Annotated in this window: 24 protein-coding genes; 4 read left to right on the forward strand and 20 right to left on the reverse strand. The window is 36.0% G+C overall.

The genetic code is table 11. From position 1 onward, the window contains the following. Position 1: 1 nt before the first annotated feature. The 10 genes from ACZ2V4_RS02370 to ACZ2V4_RS02415 all read right to left on the reverse strand — a co-directional run bounded on the left by ACZ2V4_RS02370 (position 2) and on the right by ACZ2V4_RS02415 (position 9615). A complete protein-coding gene (locus ACZ2V4_RS02370; protein WP_490514470.1) occupies positions 2-1450 on the reverse strand; it encodes a rhomboid family intramembrane serine protease in 1449 nt (482 codons plus the stop codon). Beyond that, positions 1426-1980 (reverse strand): 5-formyltetrahydrofolate cyclo-ligase, encoded by a 555-nt coding sequence (locus tag ACZ2V4_RS02375; RefSeq protein WP_211517715.1) that lies wholly within the window; start codon positions 1978-1980, stop codon positions 1426-1428. The genes ACZ2V4_RS02370 and ACZ2V4_RS02375 overlap by 25 nt, the downstream gene beginning before the upstream one ends. A gap of 89 nt (positions 1981-2069) precedes the next feature. Further along, positions 2070-2219 (reverse strand): 50S ribosomal protein L33, encoded by a 150-nt coding sequence (gene rpmG / locus ACZ2V4_RS02380; protein ID WP_041636027.1) that lies wholly within the window; start codon positions 2217-2219, stop codon positions 2070-2072. An 88-nt stretch (positions 2220-2307) separates the two neighbouring features. Continuing rightward, the gene (phoU, locus tag ACZ2V4_RS02385) at positions 2308-2946 is read right to left on the reverse strand and encodes a phosphate signaling complex protein PhoU (protein ID WP_257886416.1); all 639 of its coding nucleotides are present in this window, start codon (positions 2944-2946) and stop codon (positions 2308-2310) included. Next, positions 2939-3829, reverse strand: coding sequence for a phosphate ABC transporter ATP-binding protein PstB (gene pstB, locus ACZ2V4_RS02390; RefSeq protein ID WP_458620048.1), 891 nt, complete (start codon positions 3827-3829; stop codon positions 2939-2941). Before pstB ends, phoU begins: the two co-directional genes overlap by 8 nt. A 25-nt stretch (positions 3830-3854) precedes the next feature. After that, a complete protein-coding gene (gene pstA / locus ACZ2V4_RS02395) occupies positions 3855-4748 on the reverse strand; it encodes a phosphate ABC transporter permease PstA (protein ID WP_219492139.1) in 894 nt (297 codons plus the stop codon). A gap of 1 nt (position 4749) precedes the next feature. Next, the gene (pstC, locus tag ACZ2V4_RS02400) at positions 4750-5679 is read right to left on the reverse strand and encodes a phosphate ABC transporter permease subunit PstC (protein WP_219492141.1); all 930 of its coding nucleotides are present in this window, start codon (positions 5677-5679) and stop codon (positions 4750-4752) included. A 70-nt stretch (positions 5680-5749) separates the two neighbouring features. Then, complete coding sequence (locus ACZ2V4_RS02405; RefSeq protein ID WP_419894984.1) at positions 5750-6712, reverse strand: PstS family phosphate ABC transporter substrate-binding protein; 963 nt, start codon at positions 6710-6712, stop codon at positions 5750-5752. A 140-nt stretch (positions 6713-6852) separates the two neighbouring features. Continuing rightward, positions 6853-8862 (reverse strand): peptidoglycan D,D-transpeptidase FtsI family protein, encoded by a 2010-nt coding sequence (locus tag ACZ2V4_RS02410; protein ID WP_490514488.1) that lies wholly within the window; start codon positions 8860-8862, stop codon positions 6853-6855. A gap of 153 nt (positions 8863-9015) precedes the next feature. Next, positions 9016-9615, reverse strand: a complete 600-nt coding sequence (locus ACZ2V4_RS02415; RefSeq protein ID WP_219492147.1) for a superoxide dismutase — start codon at positions 9613-9615, stop codon at positions 9016-9018. A 132-nt stretch (positions 9616-9747) separates the two neighbouring features. On the opposite strand from ACZ2V4_RS02415, the gene ACZ2V4_RS02420 reads away from it, so the two are divergent. The 3 genes from ACZ2V4_RS02420 (at position 9748) to ACZ2V4_RS02430 (ending at position 12236) form a co-directional block, all read left to right on the forward strand. Then, positions 9748-10479 (forward strand): DUF1189 family protein, encoded by a 732-nt coding sequence (locus ACZ2V4_RS02420; RefSeq protein ID WP_219492149.1) that lies wholly within the window; start codon positions 9748-9750, stop codon positions 10477-10479. Positions 10480-10564: 85 nt separating this feature from the next. Continuing rightward, positions 10565-11671: a flavodoxin-dependent (E)-4-hydroxy-3-methylbut-2-enyl-diphosphate synthase gene (gene ispG, locus ACZ2V4_RS02425; RefSeq protein WP_174804805.1), complete on the forward strand. Its 1107-nt coding sequence runs from the start codon at positions 10565-10567 to the stop codon at positions 11669-11671. After that, complete coding sequence (locus ACZ2V4_RS02430) at positions 11658-12236, forward strand: 5' nucleotidase, NT5C type (protein WP_219492152.1); 579 nt, start codon at positions 11658-11660, stop codon at positions 12234-12236. Before ispG ends, ACZ2V4_RS02430 begins: the two co-directional genes overlap by 14 nt. A gap of 24 nt (positions 12237-12260) precedes the next feature. On the opposite strand, the gene ACZ2V4_RS02435 is transcribed toward ACZ2V4_RS02430, so the two are convergent. The 5 genes from ACZ2V4_RS02435 to ACZ2V4_RS02455 form a co-directional block, all read right to left on the reverse strand. Beyond that, positions 12261-12668, reverse strand: a complete 408-nt coding sequence (locus ACZ2V4_RS02435) for a Fur family transcriptional regulator (protein ID WP_219492154.1) — start codon at positions 12666-12668, stop codon at positions 12261-12263. Then, positions 12658-13503 carry a metal ABC transporter permease gene (locus ACZ2V4_RS02440; RefSeq protein ID WP_165980776.1) on the reverse strand — a complete coding sequence of 282 codons (846 nt, stop codon included), beginning with the start codon at positions 13501-13503 and terminating at the stop codon, positions 12658-12660. Before ACZ2V4_RS02440 ends, ACZ2V4_RS02435 begins: the two co-directional genes overlap by 11 nt. 2 nt (positions 13504-13505) lie before the next feature. Continuing rightward, positions 13506-14276 (reverse strand): metal ABC transporter ATP-binding protein, encoded by a 771-nt coding sequence (locus tag ACZ2V4_RS02445; protein WP_101140304.1) that lies wholly within the window; start codon positions 14274-14276, stop codon positions 13506-13508. A gap of 68 nt (positions 14277-14344) precedes the next feature. After that, positions 14345-15241 carry a deoxyribonuclease IV gene (locus ACZ2V4_RS02450; RefSeq protein ID WP_101140303.1) on the reverse strand — a complete coding sequence of 299 codons (897 nt, stop codon included), beginning with the start codon at positions 15239-15241 and terminating at the stop codon, positions 14345-14347. A gap of 10 nt (positions 15242-15251) precedes the next feature. After that, positions 15252-16580, reverse strand: a complete 1329-nt coding sequence (locus ACZ2V4_RS02455) for a DEAD/DEAH box helicase (protein WP_101140302.1) — start codon at positions 16578-16580, stop codon at positions 15252-15254. Between the two features lie 130 nt (positions 16581-16710). Between ACZ2V4_RS02455 and ACZ2V4_RS02460 the strand changes: the two genes are divergently transcribed. Further along, positions 16711-17679, forward strand: a complete 969-nt coding sequence (locus tag ACZ2V4_RS02460) for a 4-hydroxy-3-methylbut-2-enyl diphosphate reductase (protein ID WP_283721889.1) — start codon at positions 16711-16713, stop codon at positions 17677-17679. Positions 17680-17716: 37 nt separating this feature from the next. Here ACZ2V4_RS02460 and ACZ2V4_RS02465 read toward each other — a convergent pair whose 3' ends face one another. The 5 genes from ACZ2V4_RS02465 to dnaG form a co-directional block, all read right to left on the reverse strand. After that, positions 17717-18799 (reverse strand): Nif3-like dinuclear metal center hexameric protein, encoded by a 1083-nt coding sequence (locus ACZ2V4_RS02465; RefSeq protein ID WP_490514471.1) that lies wholly within the window; start codon positions 18797-18799, stop codon positions 17717-17719. Next, positions 18786-19472, reverse strand: coding sequence for a tRNA (adenine(22)-N(1))-methyltransferase (locus tag ACZ2V4_RS02470; protein WP_219492162.1), 687 nt, complete (start codon positions 19470-19472; stop codon positions 18786-18788). Before ACZ2V4_RS02470 ends, ACZ2V4_RS02465 begins: the two co-directional genes overlap by 14 nt. 76 nt (positions 19473-19548) lie before the next feature. Further along, positions 19549-19902, reverse strand: coding sequence for a c-type cytochrome (locus ACZ2V4_RS02475; RefSeq protein WP_219492164.1), 354 nt, complete (start codon positions 19900-19902; stop codon positions 19549-19551). 89 nt (positions 19903-19991) lie between these two features. Beyond that, positions 19992-21092, reverse strand: a complete 1101-nt coding sequence (gene rpoD / locus ACZ2V4_RS02480; protein ID WP_219492167.1) for an RNA polymerase sigma factor RpoD — start codon at positions 21090-21092, stop codon at positions 19992-19994. 22 nt (positions 21093-21114) lie between these two features. Continuing rightward, on the reverse strand, positions 21115-22866 hold the full coding sequence (gene dnaG / locus ACZ2V4_RS02485; protein ID WP_490514472.1) for a DNA primase: 1752 nt from the start codon (positions 22864-22866) through the stop codon (positions 21115-21117). Between the last annotated feature and the right edge of the window lie 11 nt (positions 22867-22877).

Consider the following 22877-nt stretch of genomic DNA (forward strand, 5'->3'; position numbering starts at 1 on the left):
CTCACCTGAATTCCTGAATCTCTTTCTTTAATTTTATATATTCTTCCTTTTTATTGATTGTAATGGCCTTATCAATATATTTCTCTGCTTTCGGGTAGTTATCCATTGCTCGGTATGCTAATGCAAGCTGAAAGTTCAGCCGTTCACTATTAGGATACTTTTTCAGAGCATCTAACCAGACTAACAAACCACTTGATAAACCTTCATCCTTTGTTTTCCACAGGCCATAGAGTACATAAGTTTCATCATTCTGATAGCCTCTATCAATGGTCTTGCGAATAATCTCAATGCCCTCACTATCTTTTCCTTCCATCAAATATTGCTTAGCATATTCATTGTATATATGATGTTCACGCTCGGAAAAAATATTGATGATGAGTAATCCTAAAATAACAACCAGGCCGAGTGCCATATAATAGAAATATCTTTTATTGTATCGATAAATAAAAAACATTGAAGCAATGAACAATCCACCAAATAATCCACCAAAATGTGCATAATGATTTACGTTCTCAAAGATTGCACTGCCAATTAAGAAGATAAGAATGCCGATAAAAGTTTGTATGAGAAATTTTTTCTCGAATTTTCCACTGAATATCAAATGGCTCATCAGTGCTCCGATAAGCGCACAGATGGCACCACTGGCTCCTACAGATATCGATATATTATCAAATGTCAAAGAAATCAGATTACCAATAATACCACCTATAAAATAAATACATAAATATTGCCAGCGCGTATATAAATATTCTACAAGCTTACCAAATATAAAAAGCGTCATCATATTGTAAAGCAGATGCTGCACATCGAAGTGTATGAAGATAGAAGTAATGATCCTATAGTAATCTCCATGCACAAAATTAAAATGTGTCAGCCCTCCTTTATCAATTATCATTTCTACTTTATGAATATGTTGAACGATACTCATAAGAATAAAAATAACGACATTGAGCAGCATAATTAAATATGTCAGCGGGGAAAACTTTCTGATTGCATTTTCAATCATATTTCCATTTAATACACTTTTCTTATACGTTTTAATTGCCTTATCCTTATTCTTGCCTGTAATCTTCTGATATGGATGTCCAAATAGGCGCTTTAAATCGCTCTCGTCATTACACTGTTCGATAAATATATGATTCGGCATGTTATCCTGAAAATGATTTGTCTGATTTACGAGAATAATTTCAAATCTATTGATTATATGACCTACTGTATCCTCAATATCATTAAAATGATCCATAATTTTTTGTACCATAAAGAGTGTGGACTGTGCTGTCTCTTTTTTTAGGATAACCCTTTTAATGATACCCTTTTTTCTATTAATCAGCCATATATCGTCTTCTGCTTCTCCGTGTGTAAAGTACTCAAAACCACTGTATTTTGTGTATTCATAAATCGTTCTCCATATCTTTTTTTGTTCTATCATTGCTTCGTACCTGTATGCCATTCTCTTTCTTCAGTAATGATATACGCTACGGGAATATCATGTGGCTCAATGATCACTTCTCCCATCTGCGCTTCAAATACAAGACTAATTGTATGCCCTTCATACGTACTTAAATATTTATCATAATAACCGCCACCATAACCTATACGGTATCCTGATTCATCAAAACGTACACCAGGAACAATAAGAAGTGCTGGCTGTTCATTTTTTCCGTCATCATGTTTCATCACATCAATTCCAAAACGATCTTCAACTATATCTTCCGCAGATGTAAAGTACGTAAAATACATTTGTTGTTTACTGTAATCACACTTTGGAACAAATACAGTCTTACCAAGCATTTGTGCATAACGGATAATAAATCGTGTATCCATCTCATGATCCATTGATAACGTTATACCAATAGACTCCGCATCTTTAAAATCTTGGTGCTTTATTAATTTCTCAATGATCATATTTTCTTTAGTGTATTTGTCTGTTAACGATTTTAACTGATTTATCGTTGCCTTCCTTAACTCTTTCTTAGTCATAACATCACCCATATATAATTATACAATAAACTGATCAAAATTTTATGATTTAACAAAAAAACAGACACAAAATGTGTCTGTTTAAAATATTATTTAGTTTCTCTGTGTAAAGTTTTCTTATTATCTCTTGCACAGTATTTTGACATTTCAATACGTTCTGGGTTATTACGTTTATTTTTTTTAGTGATGTAGTTACGGTCACCACATTCAGTACAAGCTAAAGTAACATTAACGCGCATAGTTGTTCCCTCCTCACGTTTCTAAATATCCATACGACTTTTATATAATACCATGAGAAGCATGATTTATCTAGTGTAAATTTGTGATTTAGGCAAATCTTTCACCAGTAATCGTGAAATAAACACTTTCCGCAATATTTGTAATATGATCACCAATGCGCTCGAGATATCTACCTGCTAAATGGGCCTGACCTGAAATATATGGATCATTATCAATTAAGTAAGCACTGTTGATGATTTCTTTATATAAGTCATCTATATCATTATCACGCTCAATAATCTCTTTAACCAAATTAACATCTTTACTCTCATAGGCTTCCTTTAAATCAGCGAGCATCATCATACTAAGCTTTCCCATCGTTTGCAGACGCGTGAGAATATATGCATCTTCAATCTTCACACGTTTACGAATCTTAGCAATGTTGGCAGCATTATCACCCATTCTTTCTAGTTCAGATGATACTTTACTTGAAGAAAGAATAACCCTTAAATCTGTAGCGATTGGCTGCTGCTTTGTAATCAAACTAATTATCTGGTCATCAATATCACTTTCCATCGAATTGATAACACGGTCATGTTCGATAATTTCTCTAGCCATCGCTTTATCACTATCACTCAGTACATTGATACTTTTTTCGATTGCTCTATATACTTCATCAGCCAGTTTAAGAACACTTGCCTCCAGATGCTGTAAACTTTCTTCGTAAATCTCTCTCATATCAACCAAACCTTCCTGAGATATATCTCTCAGTCTGTTCATCAGCTGGGTTAGAGAAGATCTTATCTGTTGCATCATATTCATTTACATATCCATTTAAGAAGAATGCGGTTTTATCAGAGATACGTGCAGCTTGCTGCATATTATGCGTAACAATGATAATTGAATACTTATCCTTGATTTCCTGTACCAATTCTTCCACCTTTAATGTAGAAATTGGGTCTAATGCTGATGTAGGCTCGTCCATCAGGATAACATCTGGTTCAATTGCTAAGCATCGTGCGATACAGACACGTTGCTGCTGCCCACCAGATAAGCCGTAAGCATTCTTGTCCAGACGATCTTTCGTCTCATCCCAGATTGCAGCCCCACGTAAAGATTTTTCAACAATTTCATCTAATATTTTCTTATCAGTAATACCGTGAATTCTAGGACCATACGTAATGTTATCATAGATAGATTTTGGGAATGGATTTGGTTTTTGGAAGACCATTCCTACACGGGTTCTTAAATGTTCAACTTTATAGCTTTTATCAAAGATATTATCCCCACGGTAAAGAATTTCACCTGAAGTACGCACGCTAGGGACCAATTCTATCATGCGATTGAGCGTTTTAATATACGTCGACTTACCACAACCAGATGGCCCGATAATTGCAGTTACTTCATTCTCTAAAATATCAAGATTGATATTTTGTAAAGCATGATGGTCACCGTACCAAAGATTTAAATTTCTTGTCTGATAAACGATCTTACGATTATTTGGATTTGGTGTCTCACCTGTAACTATCGTATCTTCATTATTCGTTAATGCAGGTTGACTTTCAGCAACAATTTTCTTATTCTCAGTTGAAGTTTCATTTCTATTAATAACGTTTACTTTTGAATTCATTATATTGACTCCTCTCAAAAATGAGCTAGAATTTTTTCTGATATTTATTGCGGATAAATATAGCGATTGAGTTCATTGCAATTAAAATAATAAGTAACACGATAATCGCCGCTGATGATACAAACTGAAACTCTGCTTTTGGCAATTTCGCCCAAGTAAAGATTTGCATTGGTAAAGCCTGAAAACGGTCCATAATACTATCTGGTGTTTTCATAAAGATCGTCGGAATACCAATAACTACTAATGGTGCTGTTTCACCAATTGCACGGGATAGTGCAAGAATCGTTCCAGTTAATATCCCAGGAATAGACGCCGGAAGTACAACGTTCGTTATCGTCTGCCATTTCGTTCCACCTAATCCTAAAGATGCTTCACGAATGGCATTTGGCACTGCACGAATTGCTTCTTGTGACGATACAATAATAACCGGCAGAATCATAAGAGACATCGTCAATGCTGCAGCTAAAACAGATTTTCCTAATGAAAGTGCTTCTATTCCGCCACCACGAACGAATAGTGTTAATCCTAATAAACCAAATACTACAGATGGTACAGACGCTAGGTTTGCAATATTTACTTTAACAAAGCGTGTAAAGAAATTATCTTTAGCATACTCTTCCATATAAATAGCTGTCGCAACTCCTAGAGTAATTGCAATCGGCGCAATCGTCATCATAAGCCATAATGTACCGATTAAAGCCCCTTTAATACCAGCTTTTGAAGGTGTAGTGCTGGAGAAGTTCGTAAAGAACTCTAGTGTTAGATAACCTGCACCCTTTCTGATAATGTCAAAAAGAAGCATTGCTAGAACAATTAATCCGATAATCGTACATAAGAAGAAAATAAACTTAACTATCGCGTTTTTAGTCAGACGTCCAGAGAGTTTTTTCGCGACTCTTTCCTGATTAATTAATTCCATTCTAATACTCCTCTCTGAATTTGTTTGTGATCCATTGTGAAATCATATTCATAATTAATGTAAATACAAACAATGTAAATCCAACTGCATAGATACTATAGTAAATATCTGAACCAAATGTTGCATCACCAGTAGCAACTTGTACGATAAATGCTGTCATAGTCTGCAATGAATTTGTAAAATCTAATGAGAATTCTGGTGAACTACCTGCTGCAAGTGATACGATCATCGTTTCACCAATTGCACGTGATACAGCGAGGACGATTGATGCTAAAATACCAGATAAGGCAGCTGGGAACACAACTTTAAGCGCCGTTTCTAATCGGGTTGAGCCTAGTCCTAACGCCCCTTCTCTAATTGCTTGTGGTACTGCACTCATCGCATCTTCAGAAAGACTCGCAATCATTGGCACAATCATAATACCGATGACTAGACCAGGACTGATTGCATTAAATGAACCTAAGTCTGTCCAAACAGAACGAAGCATCGGTGTAACAAAAGTTAATGCAAAAAATCCATATACAATTGTTGGAATCCCTGCAAGAATCTCTAAAATTGGTTTAATGATTCTTCTTACTTTGTCACTTGCATATTCACTTAAGTAAAGCGCTGCGCCTAATCCAACCGGAACAGCAAAAATTGTCGCAATAAGTGTTACTTTCAATGTTCCTAAAATTAAAGAGATAATTCCGTATTTTGGATCCTGTCCGAAAGCATTCCATGTCTTCTCAAGGAAAAATTCACTGAATGATACTCTTGTAAAGAAAGTAATCGTCTCAGTTAATAATGTAATCAGAATCCCAATTGTAGTTAATATAGAAATAGATGCAATTACAGCAAGTATTATCGGGATAAATTTCTCGATAATATTTTTAGAACCTTTACTTTGACGCTGCTGAATCAATTCCTGTACAGATACTTTATTTTCCATAGCATTGACTCCTTCATTTTAAAAAGGGACGAAAAATTTCGTCCCTGAAAAATTTCTTATATATTATTAACTATTTAACTTCTTCTAATTTCTTTAGATCTTCTTCGTAAACTTTATCTTCTAAAGGCACATAACCTGATTCTTTAGAAGCATCTTTAGCATTATCTAGAGTAAACTTCATAAATGTTTTAAATGCTTCATTACTCTTAAGTGATTCGTTTTTCGCATAGATATATAAAGGACGGCTTAATGGGTATGAACCATCTTTAACCGTTTCTTCAGTTGCTTCAACACCTTCACCTTTACCTTCTTTTTGAATCTTAACCGCTTTTAAGTTATCTTTGTTTTCTTGGTAGAAGTTATATCCGAAGAATCCAACACCGTTTTTATTATCTTGTACAGATTTAACGATAACGTTAGTATCAGCATTTTTCTCAGCTGTAATTTCACCTTTATCTAAAACTTCTTCACTGAAGAAGTCGTAAGTACCATGTGATTGGTCTGGAGAGAATGCTTTAATTTCTTCAGCCGGGAAGTCAGCACGAACATCTTTCCAAGTTTTCGCTTCACCAGAATAGATTTTTTTCAACTCATCAAACGTTAAGTACTCAACAAAGTCATTCTCTTTATTAACTGCAACAGTTAAACCGTCACTTGCAATTTTGAATTCAGTATACTCGATTTTTTTATCTTCTAGTGCCTTCTTCTCTTCATCTTTAATATCACGAGATGCATTTGAGAAATCTGTTTCTCCAGCGATAAATTTCTCGAAACCACCACCAGTTCCTGAAGTACCGATTGAAACAGTAACATCTGGATATTCAGCATTGAATTGCTCGTTAATTTTTTCAGTAACAGGAGCTACAGTAGACGATCCGTCACCATTTACTTCACCTTTAACATCTTTAGCTGCTGTGTCTGTGGCTTTATCTTCACTCTTTGAGTCAGAATTTTCAGCTGCACCACCACATGCACCTAATAATAATGCAGTACCTAAAACAGTTGTTGATCCTACTAATTGCCACTTTTTCATTGTTAAGAATCCTCCTAATATAAAGACGAATAAATTTTTTGATTTGTTATTACATTTCTAACTATATAGATTTATTGTTAATTTAGAGTGAATGTATTGTAAATATTTTGTAAAGAACGCACAAATTAAAAAGCAGCCGACTATTTATCGGCTGCTTCTTTATCTTTAAAGTATTCATTGATAATTTCTTTACCTAGATCTCCACCTGGTAACCATGGAGGTGGTACTGGCTGATTCGTATAAATGATAGAAAAACTCATTTCAGGTTTTTTCACTGGCGCATACCCTATATATGTTGAATTTACTCGAGCTTCACCATCTTGAGTTACTTCAGCTGTACCTGTTTTACCTGCAGCTTTAACAGCAGTATCATTAAAACTAGCATATCCTGTCCCTTCTGCTTGGTTAAAGACCATTTCGAAACCAGACTTTACTTGTTCAATTTCTTTATCTGTATTATTAATCTTATTTAACACTTTTCCATTAAAGTGACTTTTAATCGGACCTATTTTACCTGTTTTAGACGCTCCTCTAATTTCTCTGACGATATGCGGCTGAATACGATACCCGTCATTAGCAATTGTAGATACATATTGAGAAAGCTGTAATGGTGTATATGTATCATACTGTCCAATTGCTAAATCCAGAAAATTCCCTGGATTATTTTTTAGAATACCAGTTTGTCCTGTCACTTCATTCGGCAGATCGATGCCTGTCTTTACACCTAAACCAAATTGGTTCATACCTTTTCTTAATTTCTGCCCTGCCTCAGTTATATCATCTGGTAAGCTCATTCCAGATGAATAATCGAGTCCAGCAAGTTTGAGCGCCGTCTTAAACATATAGACGTTTGATGAGTGCATCAATGCCTGCTTATCATTAATAGCAAGACTCCCAGTTTGGTTAAAATAAGAACGTTTCTGTATCCCACCTTTAAATACTAACGGCTCATCCGTCATCGTCTCTCCGACATTAATTGCGCCATTACTGTATCCTGTGAGTAACGTAGCACCTTTAACCGAAGACCCTACTGCATATTGTGAAGTGAATGTGCCATAATGATAATCGGTTATCTTACCTGATTTATCAATCTGACGGCCTGCTAACGCCAATATATCTCCATTATGAGGATCCTGTACAACGACCAGTACTTTATCCATATCTCTAGCACCCATGCTTCTCAGTTTTCGAATGTTATTATCGACTAATTTTTCTACTTTGAGCTGCAATTCTATATCGATGGATAAAACGAGGTCGTCTCCTCTGGACCCTTCTGCGAGGACTTCTGAATCGATAATCTTACCTGATTTATTCGTAATATACCTCATTTTTTTCTTTTTACCGCGCAGGACATTTTCATATTGATATTCTAGGTAGCTTTGCCCAACTCGGTCATTTCTAGAATACCCTTTCGCTAAATAATAATCTGTAAGTTCCTTAGGTAATCCTTCTTCTTTAGAGGATACACGACCAAACAGAGTACGCAGCGTATCACCATATAAATACTTTCTATCCCAGTCCATAGACGTATTGACGCCCGGTAACTCCCCTAGGTTCTGAGATACCAATGCATATTCTTTTTCTGTAACATCTTCATTCTTTATTATTTGTGGACTTAATTGGCTGCCACTAGACATTTCTCTATAAATTGCAGCGACTTGCAGTTCTTTTTTCGATAGTTTATTGATTTGCTGTTCCGTTAATTTTTTATAGAGCGCTGTGTTATAAGTCTCTTCAGTAATTTCTCCATTTTTAAGTAACGTATTCTCTTTCTTCATCAATTGATCTATCGCTTCTTTATGCGTCAATATATAGAAATCCTGCTTATCTCTTTGAGTGAGTGCCCCTGTTGGCATATCAATTATCTTTTGCAGTTTCTTTGCAACGACTAATATTTCTTTACTCGTCGTCATACGATCTCTTGTATATGTGATTGATTTTTTTGATATATTATCGACTAGTAGTTTACCATTCCTATCATAAATTCTTCCACGTGGTACTGATTCATTGACTTCAATATTTTCATTATTATCTACTGCCTGTCGATACGCTTCACCTTTTACAATCTGCAAATAACCTAATCTTAATACAAGAATTATAAGCAAGGAAACAATTGCCATAAAAATGACGCCGATTCTTCGATTAGTCATTCGTTTTTGCTTTAGTTCATTGGATTCCTGTTTAACACGTTTCAAAAAAAATCCCCCATTGATACATTATCCTTCTATAATATATGAAATGCTGTCAGTTTTCTATAATAAACATAAAAAAACACCGTTCATAAGAACGGTGTTTTAAAAACTTTACTTCGCTGCTAAGTATAATTCGTTTACTTTGTCCCAGTTAACAACATTCCAGAATGCTGCGATATAATCTGGACGTTTGTTCTGGTAGTTTAAATAGTAAGCATGTTCCCAAACATCTAATCCTAAGATTGGTGTTTTACCTTCCATTAATGGATTCTCCTGGTTTGGCGTTGAAGTTACTTCAAGCTCTCCGTTATTAACAACTAACCATGCCCAGCCTGAACCGAAGCGACCAGCTGCAGCATCAGCAAATTCTTGTTTAAATGCATCTAAAGACCCAAATTTTGATTCAATCGCATCAACAACTTCGCCTTTTGCTTCTTTACCTGGAGCAAGTAATGTCCAGAATAATGAGTGATTATAATGACCACCGCCATTATTAACTACAGCAGTTTTCTTATCTGCAGGAACTTCATCAATTCTCTTCATTAAATCTTCAATAGATACATTCTCAAACTCCGTACCTGCCACTGCATCATTTAATTTCGTTACATAAGTATTATGATGTTTTGTATGGTGAATCTCCATCGTTTCTTTGTCGATGTGTGGTTCTAATGCATCATATGCATACTCTAATTTTGGTAGTTCAAATGCCATAATAAATCATCCTCCTGTGTTTTACGAAAATTGTTTACAATTAAATAGTATCAATTTCATCGAATGTTCTCAAATAGTTTGCTTATTTTGAGACGATTTCTGATAAAATAATAGAAGTCAGGAGGTAATCCATTGTATAAACAACATCTAAAACGTTTATTCCAGCCAAAACGATATCCTTTATATAGAATTGTCAAGATGAGATATATTTTACTACATATATTGATACTTTCAATAGCCATGTCTTCGCCAGCAATGATTAATTATTTTCAAACATTTCAGTCTATTAATCATATTAGTCATGAGGAACTTTCTGCTATTCCAGATTTTAAAGTTGTAGATCACTCGCTTATCCTTTCACAGGAAAAGCAGATTGAACTGAGTGCAGTCACTTTATTTTTCACCGAAAAAAATGTACAGCCACGTTCAAACTTTATCATCTTAGATAAGGATGAAATTTTAATCAGTAAAAGCTCACGTGTAAAATATTCAAACATCAATATGTTCCAGGATAAGGAGACATTGATTCAGTTTCTTAAAACATTTACAGACTCGATTTATTTTTATTTCTTCATCCTGGCAATACTGATAATCAGTTCCCAATATGTAATTATTATATTAAAGATTATCATCATAAGCATAGTCAGCCATATCATTTCAAATAAATCAAACAAAAAATCACGCTATATGAACTGGCTGAAAATCAATACATTCTTGCTCACACTGCCTACTTTAATATTGCTGTTCGGTATTATCCTAAACTCTGTCGTCTTAACAATAGCTTCATGGATTGCTTTAATAATACTTAACCTAGTAACTATCAAGAATCTACCGAAAAACAAGCATAAAGCTAAACAAATTTGATTTCCAACTATATAATAGAAGTGTTATTCTAGTAAGGATAGTAATTAATAAGTTTAAATTATGAAGGAGAATTATAATGCCTGAAATTACACATAGAAAAAATACACGCCCGGTTAAAGTCGGTGATCTTACTATTGGGGGCTCAAATGAACTTGTAATCCAAAGTATGACGACAACGAAGACACATGATGTTGAAGCTACAGTTGCAGAGATCAAACGTCTTGAAGAAGCGGGATGCCAAATTGTCCGTGTAGCCTGTCCTAAAGAAGAAGATGCACTTGCAATTGCAGAAATCAAAAAACAAATTAATATTCCATTAGTCGTCGATATTCATTTCGACTATAAACTTGCATTGCTCGCAATTGAAGGTGGCGCAGATAAAATTCGTATCAATCCCGGAAATATCGGTCGCCGTGAAAAAGTTGAAGAAGTTGTAAAAGCTTGTAAAGCGAAAGGTATTCCAATTCGTATCGGAGTAAATGCAGGTTCGCTTGAGAAGCATATATTGAAAAAATATGGTTATCCTACAGCAGATGGTATGGTGGAAAGTGCACTGCATCATATTAAAATATTAGAAGACCTGGATTTCCATGATATTATCGTTTCGATGAAAGCAAGTGATGTTAACTTAGCAATCGAGGCATATACAAAAGCTGCGCAAGCATTTGATTATCCGCTACATTTAGGTATTACAGAAAGCGGAACATTATTTGCAGGGACTGTAAAATCGGCAGCAGGTCTCGGTGCAATTATGAGTTTAGGTATTGGTAACACGTTACGTATTTCATTATCTGCAGATCCTGTAGAAGAAGTTAAAGTGGCGAGAGAACTACTGAAATCTTTCGGTCTGGCAAGTAATGCAGCAACGCTTATTTCATGTCCTACTTGTGGTCGTATTGAAATCGACTTAATTTCAATTGCCAACGAAGTTGAAGAATACATTTCAACGATCAAAGCACCGCTCAAAGTCGCAGTATTAGGGTGTGCTGTAAATGGCCCGGGAGAAGCAAGAGAAGCTGATATTGGAATCGCAGGGGCACGTGGAGAAGGATTATTGTTTATGAAAGGTAAGACGGTAAGAAAAGTGCCTGAAGAGACAATGGTTGAAGAATTGAAGATGGAAATCGACAAACTTGCTGAAGAATACTTTAAAAAACAGGAAGCAGAAAAGTTAGCGAATGCAGAAAAATAAAATAAGATTTGGCATTGATATTGATGGTACTGTCACATGTCCGACAGCACTTGTCCCATATCTTCAGAAATCCTTTAACCCCCACTTTAAGTACGAAGATATTACTGCATACGAACTAACAACTGTATTAGGCATTAGCAATGATGAAGTTGCACAGTGGTTCAAAGAAAACGAGCGTGCTTTATATAAAGATTCGCCTGTGCATAAAGATGCGGATTTAATATTAAGACAGTGGTCAGAACAATTTGAGCTATTCTTTATCAGTGCAAGACATACTTTACTAACAGATATCACCTATGATTGGTTTGATAGACATAATATCCCCTATCACCATATCGAACTTACAGGTTCGCATAATAAAATTGAAGCGGCGCGCAATCTAAAGGTAGATGCTTTCTTTGAAGATAAACTTGATAATGCACTTGATATTCAACAGGCGCTTGATATTCCGGTCTATCTGTTTGATACACCATACAACCAGGCAGAGTTACCTGAAGATGTGTTTCGTGTGCACTCCTGGATTGAAACGAATCGACTTATTCAACAACATTTTAATACAAAATAAAAAAGATGCCGAGAGGCATCTTTTTTATTTGCATTTTTCACATAATCCATAGAGTTCAATTTTATGACTTTCTATTTCAACATCCGGAAGTTCATCCTTAAATATTTCAATTGGACAATGTTCCACAACACGCGTATCTCCACAATGCCTGCAGATAAAATGATGATGATGATGATGACTACAGGCAAGTCTGAACTTCTTCTCTCCTTCTAACTCAGTTGTTTCTATAATCCCTAATGATTCAAATAGATGTAGGTTGCGATAAATTGTGTCAAATGAAATACCAGGATATTTATCGTTCAGAGCTTGCTGCATCTGTTTAGCGTTTAAATATTTACTATTATCATGCAGAAGAGTAATCATATCTTTTCTTTTGTCAGTATATTTGTGCCCATTGTCCTTCAATATTTGAATTGCATCATTAATTTCCATTTAAACTACCTGCTTTTTCTTTATTTTTCTTGATTATAATCGATAATATCAAAATCGCTACAAGTAACATGACAATAACACCGCCTGGCGTTATATCAAGATAGAATGCTGTTACTAAACCAGCAATAACAGCAAATTCACCGATGACGACACTCCATACCATCAGTTCTTTATAACTTCTTGTCAGTCGCATGGCACTAGCGACAGGTAACGTAATTAAACTAGATACTAGCAGTATTCCCACGACACGCATAGATGCAGAGATAACAAGCGCGACCATAAGCATAAACAAAATATGTACATACCTTGGCACGCCAATAATCGAAGCATATTCTTCATCAAATGAAAGGATGAATAATTCTTTGTACAGCAGTCCAATAAACAACACTACGACTATAAAAATAGAAAAGATGACTACAACATCATTGAACGTTACTGCACTGATACTTCCAAATAAATAGCCGAATAAATCCTGATTGAAACCATCTGCAAAAGAAATAAATATAACACTCAATCCGATACCAAGACTCATAATTATCGGAATTGCAAGCTCCTGATAATGTTTATAGACACTTCGTAATCTTTCGATCATAAGTGAACCTGCAATTGAAAATAATATCCCCGTCCATACAGGATTAATCGTAAATGCCAATACTTTAGTCAATAACATACCAAATGCGATACCACCAAGTGTAACATGACTGAGTGCATCCGCTATTAATGACAGTCTTCTTACAACGATAAAAGTTCCTATTAATGGTGCAAGTAATCCAATCAGGATTCCAGATATAAATGAATAACGAATAAAGTCAAATTCTATTAGCGCATCAATCAGACTCATAAACAGCACTCCCTATCATGTCCACTATGATCGATGAACTGTACAGGATGACCATAAATTTTAGAAATTTCTACTTCATCAAGCGATTTAAATTGATGTGTTGTTCCGTGGAAATGCAGATGTTCGTTGAGACAAGCGACTTGTGTTGCTGTATCAACAACTACACCAATATCATGGGAGACAAGTAGAATTGTGATACCTTCTTGTTTCAGCTGTTCAAGTAACGCATAGAATTCCGCCACATTTTTTGCATCAATCCCTACTGTCGGTTCATCGAGCACAAGCACCGATGGATTTGATATCAAGGCTCGCGCGATATATACACGCTGCTGTTGTCCACCAGAAAGATCAGATATATTTTTATCTTTTAGCTGATCGATATGGAGACGTCTTAAAATGTCATCCACTTTTTTATGATCATTCTTGTCAAATCTTTTAAACATAGGTTTTATCTGTATTAAACCGCTTCTTACAACTTCAAAAACATTTGCCGGGAAACCTGAATTCCCTGCATTTGATTTTTGTGACACGTAACCAATGCCCGTACGATTCTTTAGCTTGCGAATGTCCGTACCATTCATCAGAATACTGCCATCCTGCAAATTCAAGATACCAAGTATCAGTTTCAGCAAAGTTGATTTCCCAGACCCATTCGGACCCACAATTGCCAGAAAATCACCTTGATAGACACTAATATTAATATGGGATAACGCTTTCTTATCTGGATAACTGTAAGATACATCTTTAATTTCAAATACGGGTTCCATATCCTCATCCTTCTATAAACAAAAACAAGCATTAATCATAGATTAATCCCTGTTTCTATTGTCAAATTCTACTGCAATTTAATCTTTTCTAATAATTCAGGATCAAAAGTTCTACTTTTAATCATATCGATTTCAAATTTATAAGGCGGTTTTTTATTTTTCTTATCGTCTCCAACTTGAACGTAAGGGGTTTCTAGAATCTTAGGAATATTTTCAAATGCTTCATGATAAACGAGTTTTGTTAATGCATCAAAACCAATATTTCCGAAACCAAAGTTTTCATGTCTATCTTTTCTTGCACCTGTAACATTTTTGCTGTCGTTCACATGCACAACTTTAATACGATCTAATCCAACGACGTCATCAAATTCCTGTAATACCCCATCTAAGTTATTGATAATATCATATCCCGCATCATGTGTGTGACATGTATCAAAACATACAGAGAGTCGTTCATTATGTGTTACACCTGAAATAATTTCGGCAAGTTCTTCAAATGATTTACCACATTCAGAGCCTTTACCCGCCATTGTTTCAAGTGCAATACGCACATCGTTATTATTCGATAAAACTTCATTCAAACCTTCGATGATCTTCTTAATACCTGCTTCTTCTCCAGCTCCTACATGTGCACCTGGATGCAGCACAATATCTTTTGCACCAAGTGCTTCAGTACGCTCGATTTCCTTTTGTAAAAATTCAACACCTAAAGCAAATACTTCAGGTTTTACTGTATTTGCAATATTGATAATATATGGTGCGTGGACAACAATATTTGATAAACCGTTTGCTTGCATATGTGCCTGTCCTGCTTCAATATTTAAGTCTTCAATTGCTTTACGTCGAGTATTTTGAGGTGCACCTGTATAAATCATAAAGGTAGAAGCACCATAGCTTGCCGCCTCTTCTGATGCCTGCAGGAGCATCTTCTTTCCGCTCATTGAAACATGTGATCCGATTAACATAAGTTTCACCTTAACCTTTTCTGTTCTGCTTGTTTACACGTTTGGAGTGCGCTCTCTTTTCATTACGTTTAACCTTATCTAATTCATATCTGAACTTCTTCTTATAACCTGGTTTTACTTTCTTTTTCTTTTTCACTTTATGAACTAAAGATTTTTCAATATTATCTTCTTTTTTCTGACGACTTCTACGCTCAGTACGATCCTTAATTTCTGTAAGTTCACCATTTTTAATATCCGAATGAATGAATGAGAACCCTTTTTTCTCAATCTGGTTGATTAAGTCTTCTTCGTCAGGCGTGTAAAGTGTGATCGCAACGCCCGTGTAATTACCACGTCCTGTACGCCCTACACGGTGTGTGAAGAAATCGATATCTTTTGGAATATCATAGTTAAATACATGACTTACACCATCAATATCAATCCCTCTGCTTGCAAGGTCACTTGCTATAATATATTGAAATTCTAAGTTCTTGACACGTTTCATCATCTGAGTACGTTCACGAGGTGCCAGTCCTCCGTGCATGATACCTACTTTCATTCCTTGATCCTGTAAGTACTCAGCAAGTTCATCTGCGCGGTCACGACTATTCGCAAAGATAATGGCTAAATATGGGTTACACGTGTTCATAACGCTCACTAGCTTCTCTTTTTTGTCGTTACTCTTTGTTGGAACGAGGTAGAAGGTAATATTCTTATTCGTCTTACTATCTGGTTCGATTTCGATAAATTCCGGCTTTGATAGATATTTGTTTAAAAATGGATGTAATGCTTTAGGAATCGTTGCTGAAAAGACAGCAATCTGAGCATCACGTGATACGTTCGCAGCAATTTTATCAACTGTTGGTAAGAATCCAAGATCTATCATTAAATCCGCTTCATCAATTACCACTGCATTCGCCAAATGAATATGCAGTACATTTTCCTCCGCTAGATCTTTAATACGGTTTGGTGTGCCAATTACGATTTGTGGCTGTACTTTTGATTTCTGTATATCTTTATTCTTATCTGTTCCTCCGATGTACAGGCCTGCTTTAATGCCTTCAGTAAAGGAAATAAGATGTTCACTTGCATCATATAATTGTTTTGCAAGTTCACGTGTCGGCGCTAGAATAATCACTTGCGGCTGAATTAAATCTTTATCAATTTTATTAATTAACGGCAACAGGAATGCATGTGATTTACCTGTACCAGTTTGAGATTGTCCGATTAAATGTGTTTCTTTTTTTAATTTTGGAATAACTCTTCTCTGGATTTCTGTGGGCTGGTTGAAATTTAGATCCTTCACCGCTTCTATTAAATATGGTGCAAGTTCAAAATGTTCAAATGGGTGTTTGTCCATCATAATCCTCCTCTTTTTCTTCATCTAATGTATTATATAGGAAACATTACTAAAAAGAAAGTAAACATTTTTAAAACCATATTATAAATGGTATGATAATGGTACTGATTCATGAATTGGAGGCACAATAATGGAAATCATTAAAATTACACCTCGTGGCTATTGTTATGGCGTAGTCGATGCAATGGTCATCGCACGTAACGCATCCTTAGACAAAACCCTACCACGTCCTATTTATATACTTGGTATGATCGTTCATAATAAACATGTCACAGATGCATTTGAAAGTGACGGCATTATTACATTGGATGGTCCTAACCGACTTGAAATCTTAGAACAGATTGAAACTGGAACGGTCATCTTCACAGCACATGGTGTAAGTCCAGAAGTAAAACGTCTTGCAAAAGAAAAAGGCCTTGTCTGTATCGATGCCACTTGTCCAGATGTTGAAAATACACATACATTGATTCGTCGTAAGAAAGCTGACGGATATCATGTCATCTATATCGGTAAGAAAGGTCACCCTGAACCTGAAGGAGCAGTGGGTGTTGCTCCGGATATCGTTCACCTTGTAGAAAACAAGCAGGATATCGAACAATTACCTGAATCATTAAATGATCAGAAACTCATTGTAACAAATCAAACAACAATGAGTCAGTGGGATGTTAAACATCTGATGGAAGACTTAGAAGAGAAGTTTCCGCATATTGAAGTGCATGAAGAAATATGTCTCGCAACACAAGTGAGACAGGAAGCCGTTGCAAATCAGGCTCCAAGTGCGGATGTTCTAATCGTTGTCGGTGACCCTAAAAGTAATAACTCTAACAGACTCGCACAAGTTTCAAAAGAAATCGCACATACCGAAGCCTATCGTATTTCAGATATCAGTGAATTAAAGTTAGAGTGGCTTGAGGGAAAATCAACGATTGCAGTTACAGCAGGAGCTTCTACACCTACACCAATCGTTAAAGAAGTGATTGACTATATTAAAGGCTATGATCCACTAAATATTACTCCTATACCTGAAACGTCTGGTGTACCAGTTGAAAAGATCTTACCTAAAATTAAAAACGCAGCCCCTGTCAAAATATTAGATTAACAAAAGTGCCATCGTCAGTAGACGATGGCACTTTTATTTATATTTCATTAAACGGATTAGTATTTGTCGTTGATGCGATAACTGTAATTTCAGGTATCAGGCCATGAATTATCGCTTTCAGTCCTTCTCTCATTACATATTCACTATAATGACCGATATCAATTGCGATTTGTCCTTTCATCAGTAAATCATGTGCTTCATGGTACTTGATATCCCCAGTTAAAAACACATCAGCTCGTCCTGCAATTTGATCCATATACGATACGCCGGCACCACCAATAATAGAAATTGACGTAAGCTGGGCATTTAAATTACCAATTACTTTAACAGACGGAATATCAAGCTTATCTTTTAAAATTTCAGCAAGCTCGTGAACCTTCATTTCTTCAATCTTACCGATAGTCCCCGTACCATAATCTGCCGGAACGTCATATTCAAATATATCATATGCAGGCGTTTCGTACGGGTGTACATCCATAATGACTTTCTCTACTTGCTGCCTTAATTGAGGTTCAAATACACACTCAATCTTCATTTCCTGTTCGTAATGGATCTCACCTTTCTTACCTACAAATGGATTTGCACTTGATAATGGCATAAATTCTCCTGTACCTTCTGTTGTATAGAAGCAATGTGCATATTCTCCAATTTGTCCGGCACCAATTTGCGCTAATGCACCTTTCATTTGCGCGGCATGATCATTCGGTACAAACAACTGTAATTTGCAAAGCTTTCTAGATTCACGTAACAGAATCCTCTGATCCTTCAAACCAATTTGTTTACCGATCATATAACTCACACCATATTTGTAGTTATCTAAATTTGTATGCATCGCAATCACTTGAATATCATGCTTAATTGCATGGCGCATGACATTGCCGTATCCTCCGGCATTAATTTGTTTTATGCCGCTAAAAATAAGCGGATGGTGACAAATAATTGTATTGATACCATACGTAATTGCTTCATCAATAACTTCCTCTGTACAGTCTAATGTTGTCAGAACCCCTGTCACTTCTGTCGATTCATCTCCGATTAATAGTCCAACATTGTCCCAGGATTCCGCTGTGTACTTCGGAATTTCGTTATGAATAATCTGCTGTAATTCACAAATTTTCAATGTCTAAGACCTCCTTTAGAGTTTCAATATCGTTCAGTAGCTGTGATGCTTTTTCAGAGTGTCTTTCTTCTAATTTTATCGCTTCATATACTGTTTGCAGATGATGATACTCACGTAACCACTTCTCCTTAAAAACATCGTCCTTTTTATTTAATAACACCGGACCAAACTTTAACTCTCTTTCATTATACGTTACGTCTATATCATTTCGTTCAGCAACGATAATTTCGTATACGTGTTTACGCTCTTTCATAATGACTTCATCTTTTATCATGTAGCCTAATGCTATCAATCTACGCCTAACTGCTTCTGTATGAATATTACTTTGCAGTATAAGTGTCGGATAATGTGTAAGTTTTCCTTTACCGTTATTTAAAATCTCACTGATTAATGGACCACCCATCCCGCAAATGGTAATGCAGTCTACTTCATTCTGCTCAATTACATCAAGGCCGTCTCCAAGTCTGACATCTATCTTACTGTCCAGTGCATACTTCTTTACATTTTCTACTGCTGACATAAATGGACCCTTTACAACTTCACCTGCAACAGCACTTTTTACTTTGCCTTGTTCTATTGCATATATCGGAAGATACGCATGGTCTGAACCGATATCTGCTAATTTTTCGTGATTGATATATGTTGCAACTGCCAATAATCTGTTATTTATCATCGCGTTTATCCTTTCATTTCATTCAATCTAAAAGAGGATGAGACAACGTTGTCCCATCCTCTCATATTGTAAATTATTATTTAGCACCATCTTTAAGATACTTAACTAAAGTATCTAGATCTTTATCAGAAATTGTTGCTTCGTCATGTGCTGGCATCGCACCTTTACCTTCACGGATAACTTTCTTTAAAGCACCTGCGTCTTTAGAGTTCCCCGCTAATTTAGGACCCATACCGCCTTCTAAGTTTTGACCATGACAAGAAGTACAGTTGTCTTTAGCAAATGTTTTTGCATCAAATTTCTGTTCAGTTTTAGCACCGTCTTCGCCCTTCTCTTCTCCTTTGTTTGCACCGTGTGCTGACATAAAGAAAATAAGACCTACACCCATAAGCATAATAAGTATAAACGGTATCACTGGATTACGATTCATTCAATTAACCTCCCTTTAAATTCACCATATACATATCTATTTTATATTAAAAAGTAGGATTGTCAAAGACTTTTCACAATTTAATTTAATTAATCCATAAAATCTTTTAAGCGTTTACTTCTTGATGGATGACGTAACTTTCTGAGTGCCTTTGCTTCTATCTGTCTGATACGTTCACGTGTTACTCCAAACACCTTACCAACTTCCTCAAGTGTGCGTGTACGACCATCATCTAGTCCAAATCTTAAGCGCAGGACATTTTCTTCTCTGTCCGTCAGGGTATCAAGTACGTCCTCTAACTGTTCTTTCAGAAGTTCATAAGCTGCATGATCTGCGGGACTTTGTGCATCCTGATCCTCAATGAAATCACCTAGATGGCTGTCATCTTCTTCTCCAATCGGTGTTTCAAGAGAAACTGGTTCCTGAGCAATCTTCAAGATTTCTCTTACTTTTTCCGCTGGCAGATCCATTTCTTCGCCAATCTCTTCTGGAGAAGGATCACGACCTAAATCTTGCAGTAACTGACGTTGTACACGAATTAATTTATTGATTGTTTCAACCATATGAACCGGGATTCGAATTGTACGTGCCTGGTCAGCGATTGCACGTGTTATCGCCTGACGAATCCACCACGTTGCGTAAGTCGAAAATTTAAAGCCTTTTGTAAAGTCAAATTTCTCAACCGCTTTTATAAGACCCATATTTCCTTCCTGAATCAAATCAAGGAACAGCATACCACGCCCAACATAACGCTTCGCAATACTAACCACAAGACGTAAGTTTGCTTCTGCAAGTCTCGCTTTCGCTTCTTCGTCACCTTGTTCAATTCGTTTCGCAAGTTCAATTTCTTCTTCTGCACTTAATAAATTTACACGACCAATTTCTTTTAGATACATACGTACAGGGTCATTAATCTTAACACCTGGTGGTGCTGAAAGATCGTTTAAATTAATCTTGTCGTCCGTATCTTGTGCATCTTTTTCATTAATTAATGTAATATCATTCTCAGCAATTGCTTCAAAGAATTCATCCATATGATCAGAATCCATTTCGAAGTTCTGCAGTTTATCTGCAATCTCTTCGTGACTGAGATGACCATTTTTCTTACCAGTCTCTATCAACTGTGCTTTAACCTGGTCAATTGTTAATAATACATCGTCTTTATTTTTTTTCGTTTCTTTTTTGGCCATAATGTTTAACCCCCTGTAGAATCTACTGTTTCTTTTGTCGTTGTAAATTAATAATTTCACGCATAAGCTGCGCACGCTTTTCATGATTCTCTGTACTTACAGCATCACTAAGTTGTGCCTTTAACGATTGCAGCTGTTCTATTTCTTTCGGTTCCTGCTGAAAGACATAAAGGTAATCATTGACTTCTTCGATAGAAGGCTCATGATTTACGAGCATAGCATCAATTTTCAGGCAAGTTTCATGGCATTCATGTGGAACATGTGATGAGAATTTGCTTAGCATAAATGTCTCTTCTATTTTATAGTACCCACTTAATGCTTTATAAATCATCTTATGAACTTTGACGCTAAAATGCTCTTCTGTAATCTGATCTTCAAATTGCATAAAAAGCATACGATCATTCATAAAATATTTCAGCACAGTACGCTCAGCTAACAATTGTCGTGACAGTGTCTCACTTTCAAATGTCGGCATACGCGCTTGTATTCTATTATCCTTCTGTACTTTGAATTTTAAGCTGTCAAAGTCTACATTAAACAACTCGGTGATTTCATGCAATACTTTTTTCTGTAAATGCTCGGAATTCATTAGTTTAGCATCTTCGATAACGTTATTCAAATGTTTTTCATAGGCAAGATCATTATTCTTAATTTCATCGAGATAATGACGCATATAAAAGCTCACATAAGTAAGCTTATTATGATTAAAATAACTTGAAAATTTATCCGTTCCAAGTTCTGTAATCATCTCATCAGGATCGTATCCTTTTTTCATCGGTACAACAAATACATTCATACCTTCTTGATTTAACTGCTTACCGATTTTAAGAGTGGCTTCGATACCCGCTCGGTCGCCATCATACATCAATGTAATATTCGATGCCAGTTTCTTCAGCTGTAGGATATGCTCACGGCTAAGTGCCGTACCCATCGTTGCAATCGCGTTTAATATTCCAGTTTCATTAAGTTTAAGGACGTCCATAAATCCTTCCAGCAAAATAACTTCATCTTGATTACGAATCGGTTTTCTTGCAACATCAATGTGATAAAGCACATTTCTTTTTTGGAAAATTAAAGTTTCAGGACTGTTTAAATACTTGGGTTCGCTCCCATCAATCGAGCGCGCCGAAAAACCGATAACTTTACCGCGGAAGTCCTTGATAGGAAACATGATACGGTTTCTAAACCGGTCAAAGTAGGATATCGTTTCTTCATTACGACTCAGCAGACCTGCATCATAGGCAAGTGCCTCATCATAGCCTTTATTCTTTAAATAATCACGGGTAAATGTTGACACGTTAGGACTATAACCTATTTTCTCACGTGCAATCTGTTCATCTGTAAATCCTCTTGAATACAAATACTTAAGTGCCGGCTCAGCTTGTTCAATCGCCTTAAGCACATAGTTATAATAATGTGCCATCGCTTCATGCATCGCAATCATCTTGCTCTGTTCATTATCTGCTTGAGGCGTACCGTCGTCAGTCTTAACTTCTATCCCTGCACGCTCACCTAGTATCTTCACCGCTTCTATAAAGCTGATGGCTTCAATCTGCTCTATAAACTGAAAAACATTACCACCTTTTTTACAGCCGAAGCAGTGGCAGATCTGTTTTTCTACCGAGACAGAAAACGAAGGAGTCTTTTCATCATGAAAGGGACATAAACCGATGTAGTTTCGTCCCCTTTTTTCTAATTTCACATATTGACTGACAACGTCCAATATATCGTTCTTCTGTTGAATTTCATGTATTAACTCTGGCTCTATATGCAAATTATGCACCT

This window comes from Macrococcus sp. CoH-51_TC_04, assembly GCF_058188655.1.

Excerpts from the sequence above, each read along its gene's own strand:
- ACZ2V4_RS02475 (WP_219492164.1), bottom strand. The coding sequence starts at position 19,902 with ATGAATCGTAATCCAGTGATACCGTTTATACTTATTATGCTTATGGGT.
- ACZ2V4_RS02450 (WP_101140303.1), bottom strand. The coding sequence starts at position 15,241 with ATGTTAATCGGATCACATGTTTCAATGAGCGGAAAGAAGATGCTCCTG.
- pstC (WP_219492141.1), bottom strand. The coding sequence starts at position 5,679 with ATGGAAAATAAAGTATCTGTACAGGAATTGATTCAGCAGCGTCAAAGT.
- ACZ2V4_RS02415 (WP_219492147.1), bottom strand. The coding sequence starts at position 9,615 with ATGGCATTTGAACTACCAAAATTAGAGTATGCATATGATGCATTAGAA.
- pstA (WP_219492139.1), bottom strand. The coding sequence starts at position 4,748 with ATGGAATTAATTAATCAGGAAAGAGTCGCGAAAAAACTCTCTGGACGT.
- ACZ2V4_RS02445 (WP_101140304.1), bottom strand. The coding sequence starts at position 14,276 with ATGGAACCCGTATTTGAAATTAAAGATGTATCTTACAGTTATCCAGAT.
- ACZ2V4_RS02375 (WP_211517715.1), bottom strand. The coding sequence starts at position 1,980 with ATGACTAAGAAAGAGTTAAGGAAGGCAACGATAAATCAGTTAAAATCG.
- ACZ2V4_RS02410 (WP_490514488.1), bottom strand. The coding sequence starts at position 8,862 with ATGACTAATCGAAGAATCGGCGTCATTTTTATGGCAATTGTTTCCTTG.
- ACZ2V4_RS02430 (WP_219492152.1), top strand. The coding sequence starts at position 11,658 with ATGCAGAAAAATAAAATAAGATTTGGCATTGATATTGATGGTACTGTC.
- ACZ2V4_RS02370 (WP_490514470.1), bottom strand. The coding sequence starts at position 1,450 with ATGGCATACAGGTACGAAGCAATGATAGAACAAAAAAAGATATGGAGA.
- ACZ2V4_RS02435 (WP_219492154.1), bottom strand. The coding sequence starts at position 12,668 with ATGGAAATTAATGATGCAATTCAAATATTGAAGGACAATGGGCACAAA.
- ACZ2V4_RS02470 (WP_219492162.1), bottom strand. The coding sequence starts at position 19,472 with ATGATAAATAACAGATTATTGGCAGTTGCAACATATATCAATCACGAA.
- ACZ2V4_RS02460 (WP_283721889.1), top strand. The coding sequence starts at position 16,711 with ATGGAAATCATTAAAATTACACCTCGTGGCTATTGTTATGGCGTAGTC.
- ACZ2V4_RS02405 (WP_419894984.1), bottom strand. The coding sequence starts at position 6,712 with ATGAAAAAGTGGCAATTAGTAGGATCAACAACTGTTTTAGGTACTGCA.
- rpmG (WP_041636027.1), bottom strand. The coding sequence starts at position 2,219 with ATGCGCGTTAATGTTACTTTAGCTTGTACTGAATGTGGTGACCGTAAC.
- ACZ2V4_RS02455 (WP_101140302.1), bottom strand. The coding sequence starts at position 16,580 with ATGGACAAACACCCATTTGAACATTTTGAACTTGCACCATATTTAATA.
- rpoD (WP_219492167.1), bottom strand. The coding sequence starts at position 21,092 with ATGGCCAAAAAAGAAACGAAAAAAAATAAAGACGATGTATTATTAACA.
- pstB (WP_458620048.1), bottom strand. The coding sequence starts at position 3,829 with ATGAATTCAAAAGTAAACGTTATTAATAGAAATGAAACTTCAACTGAG.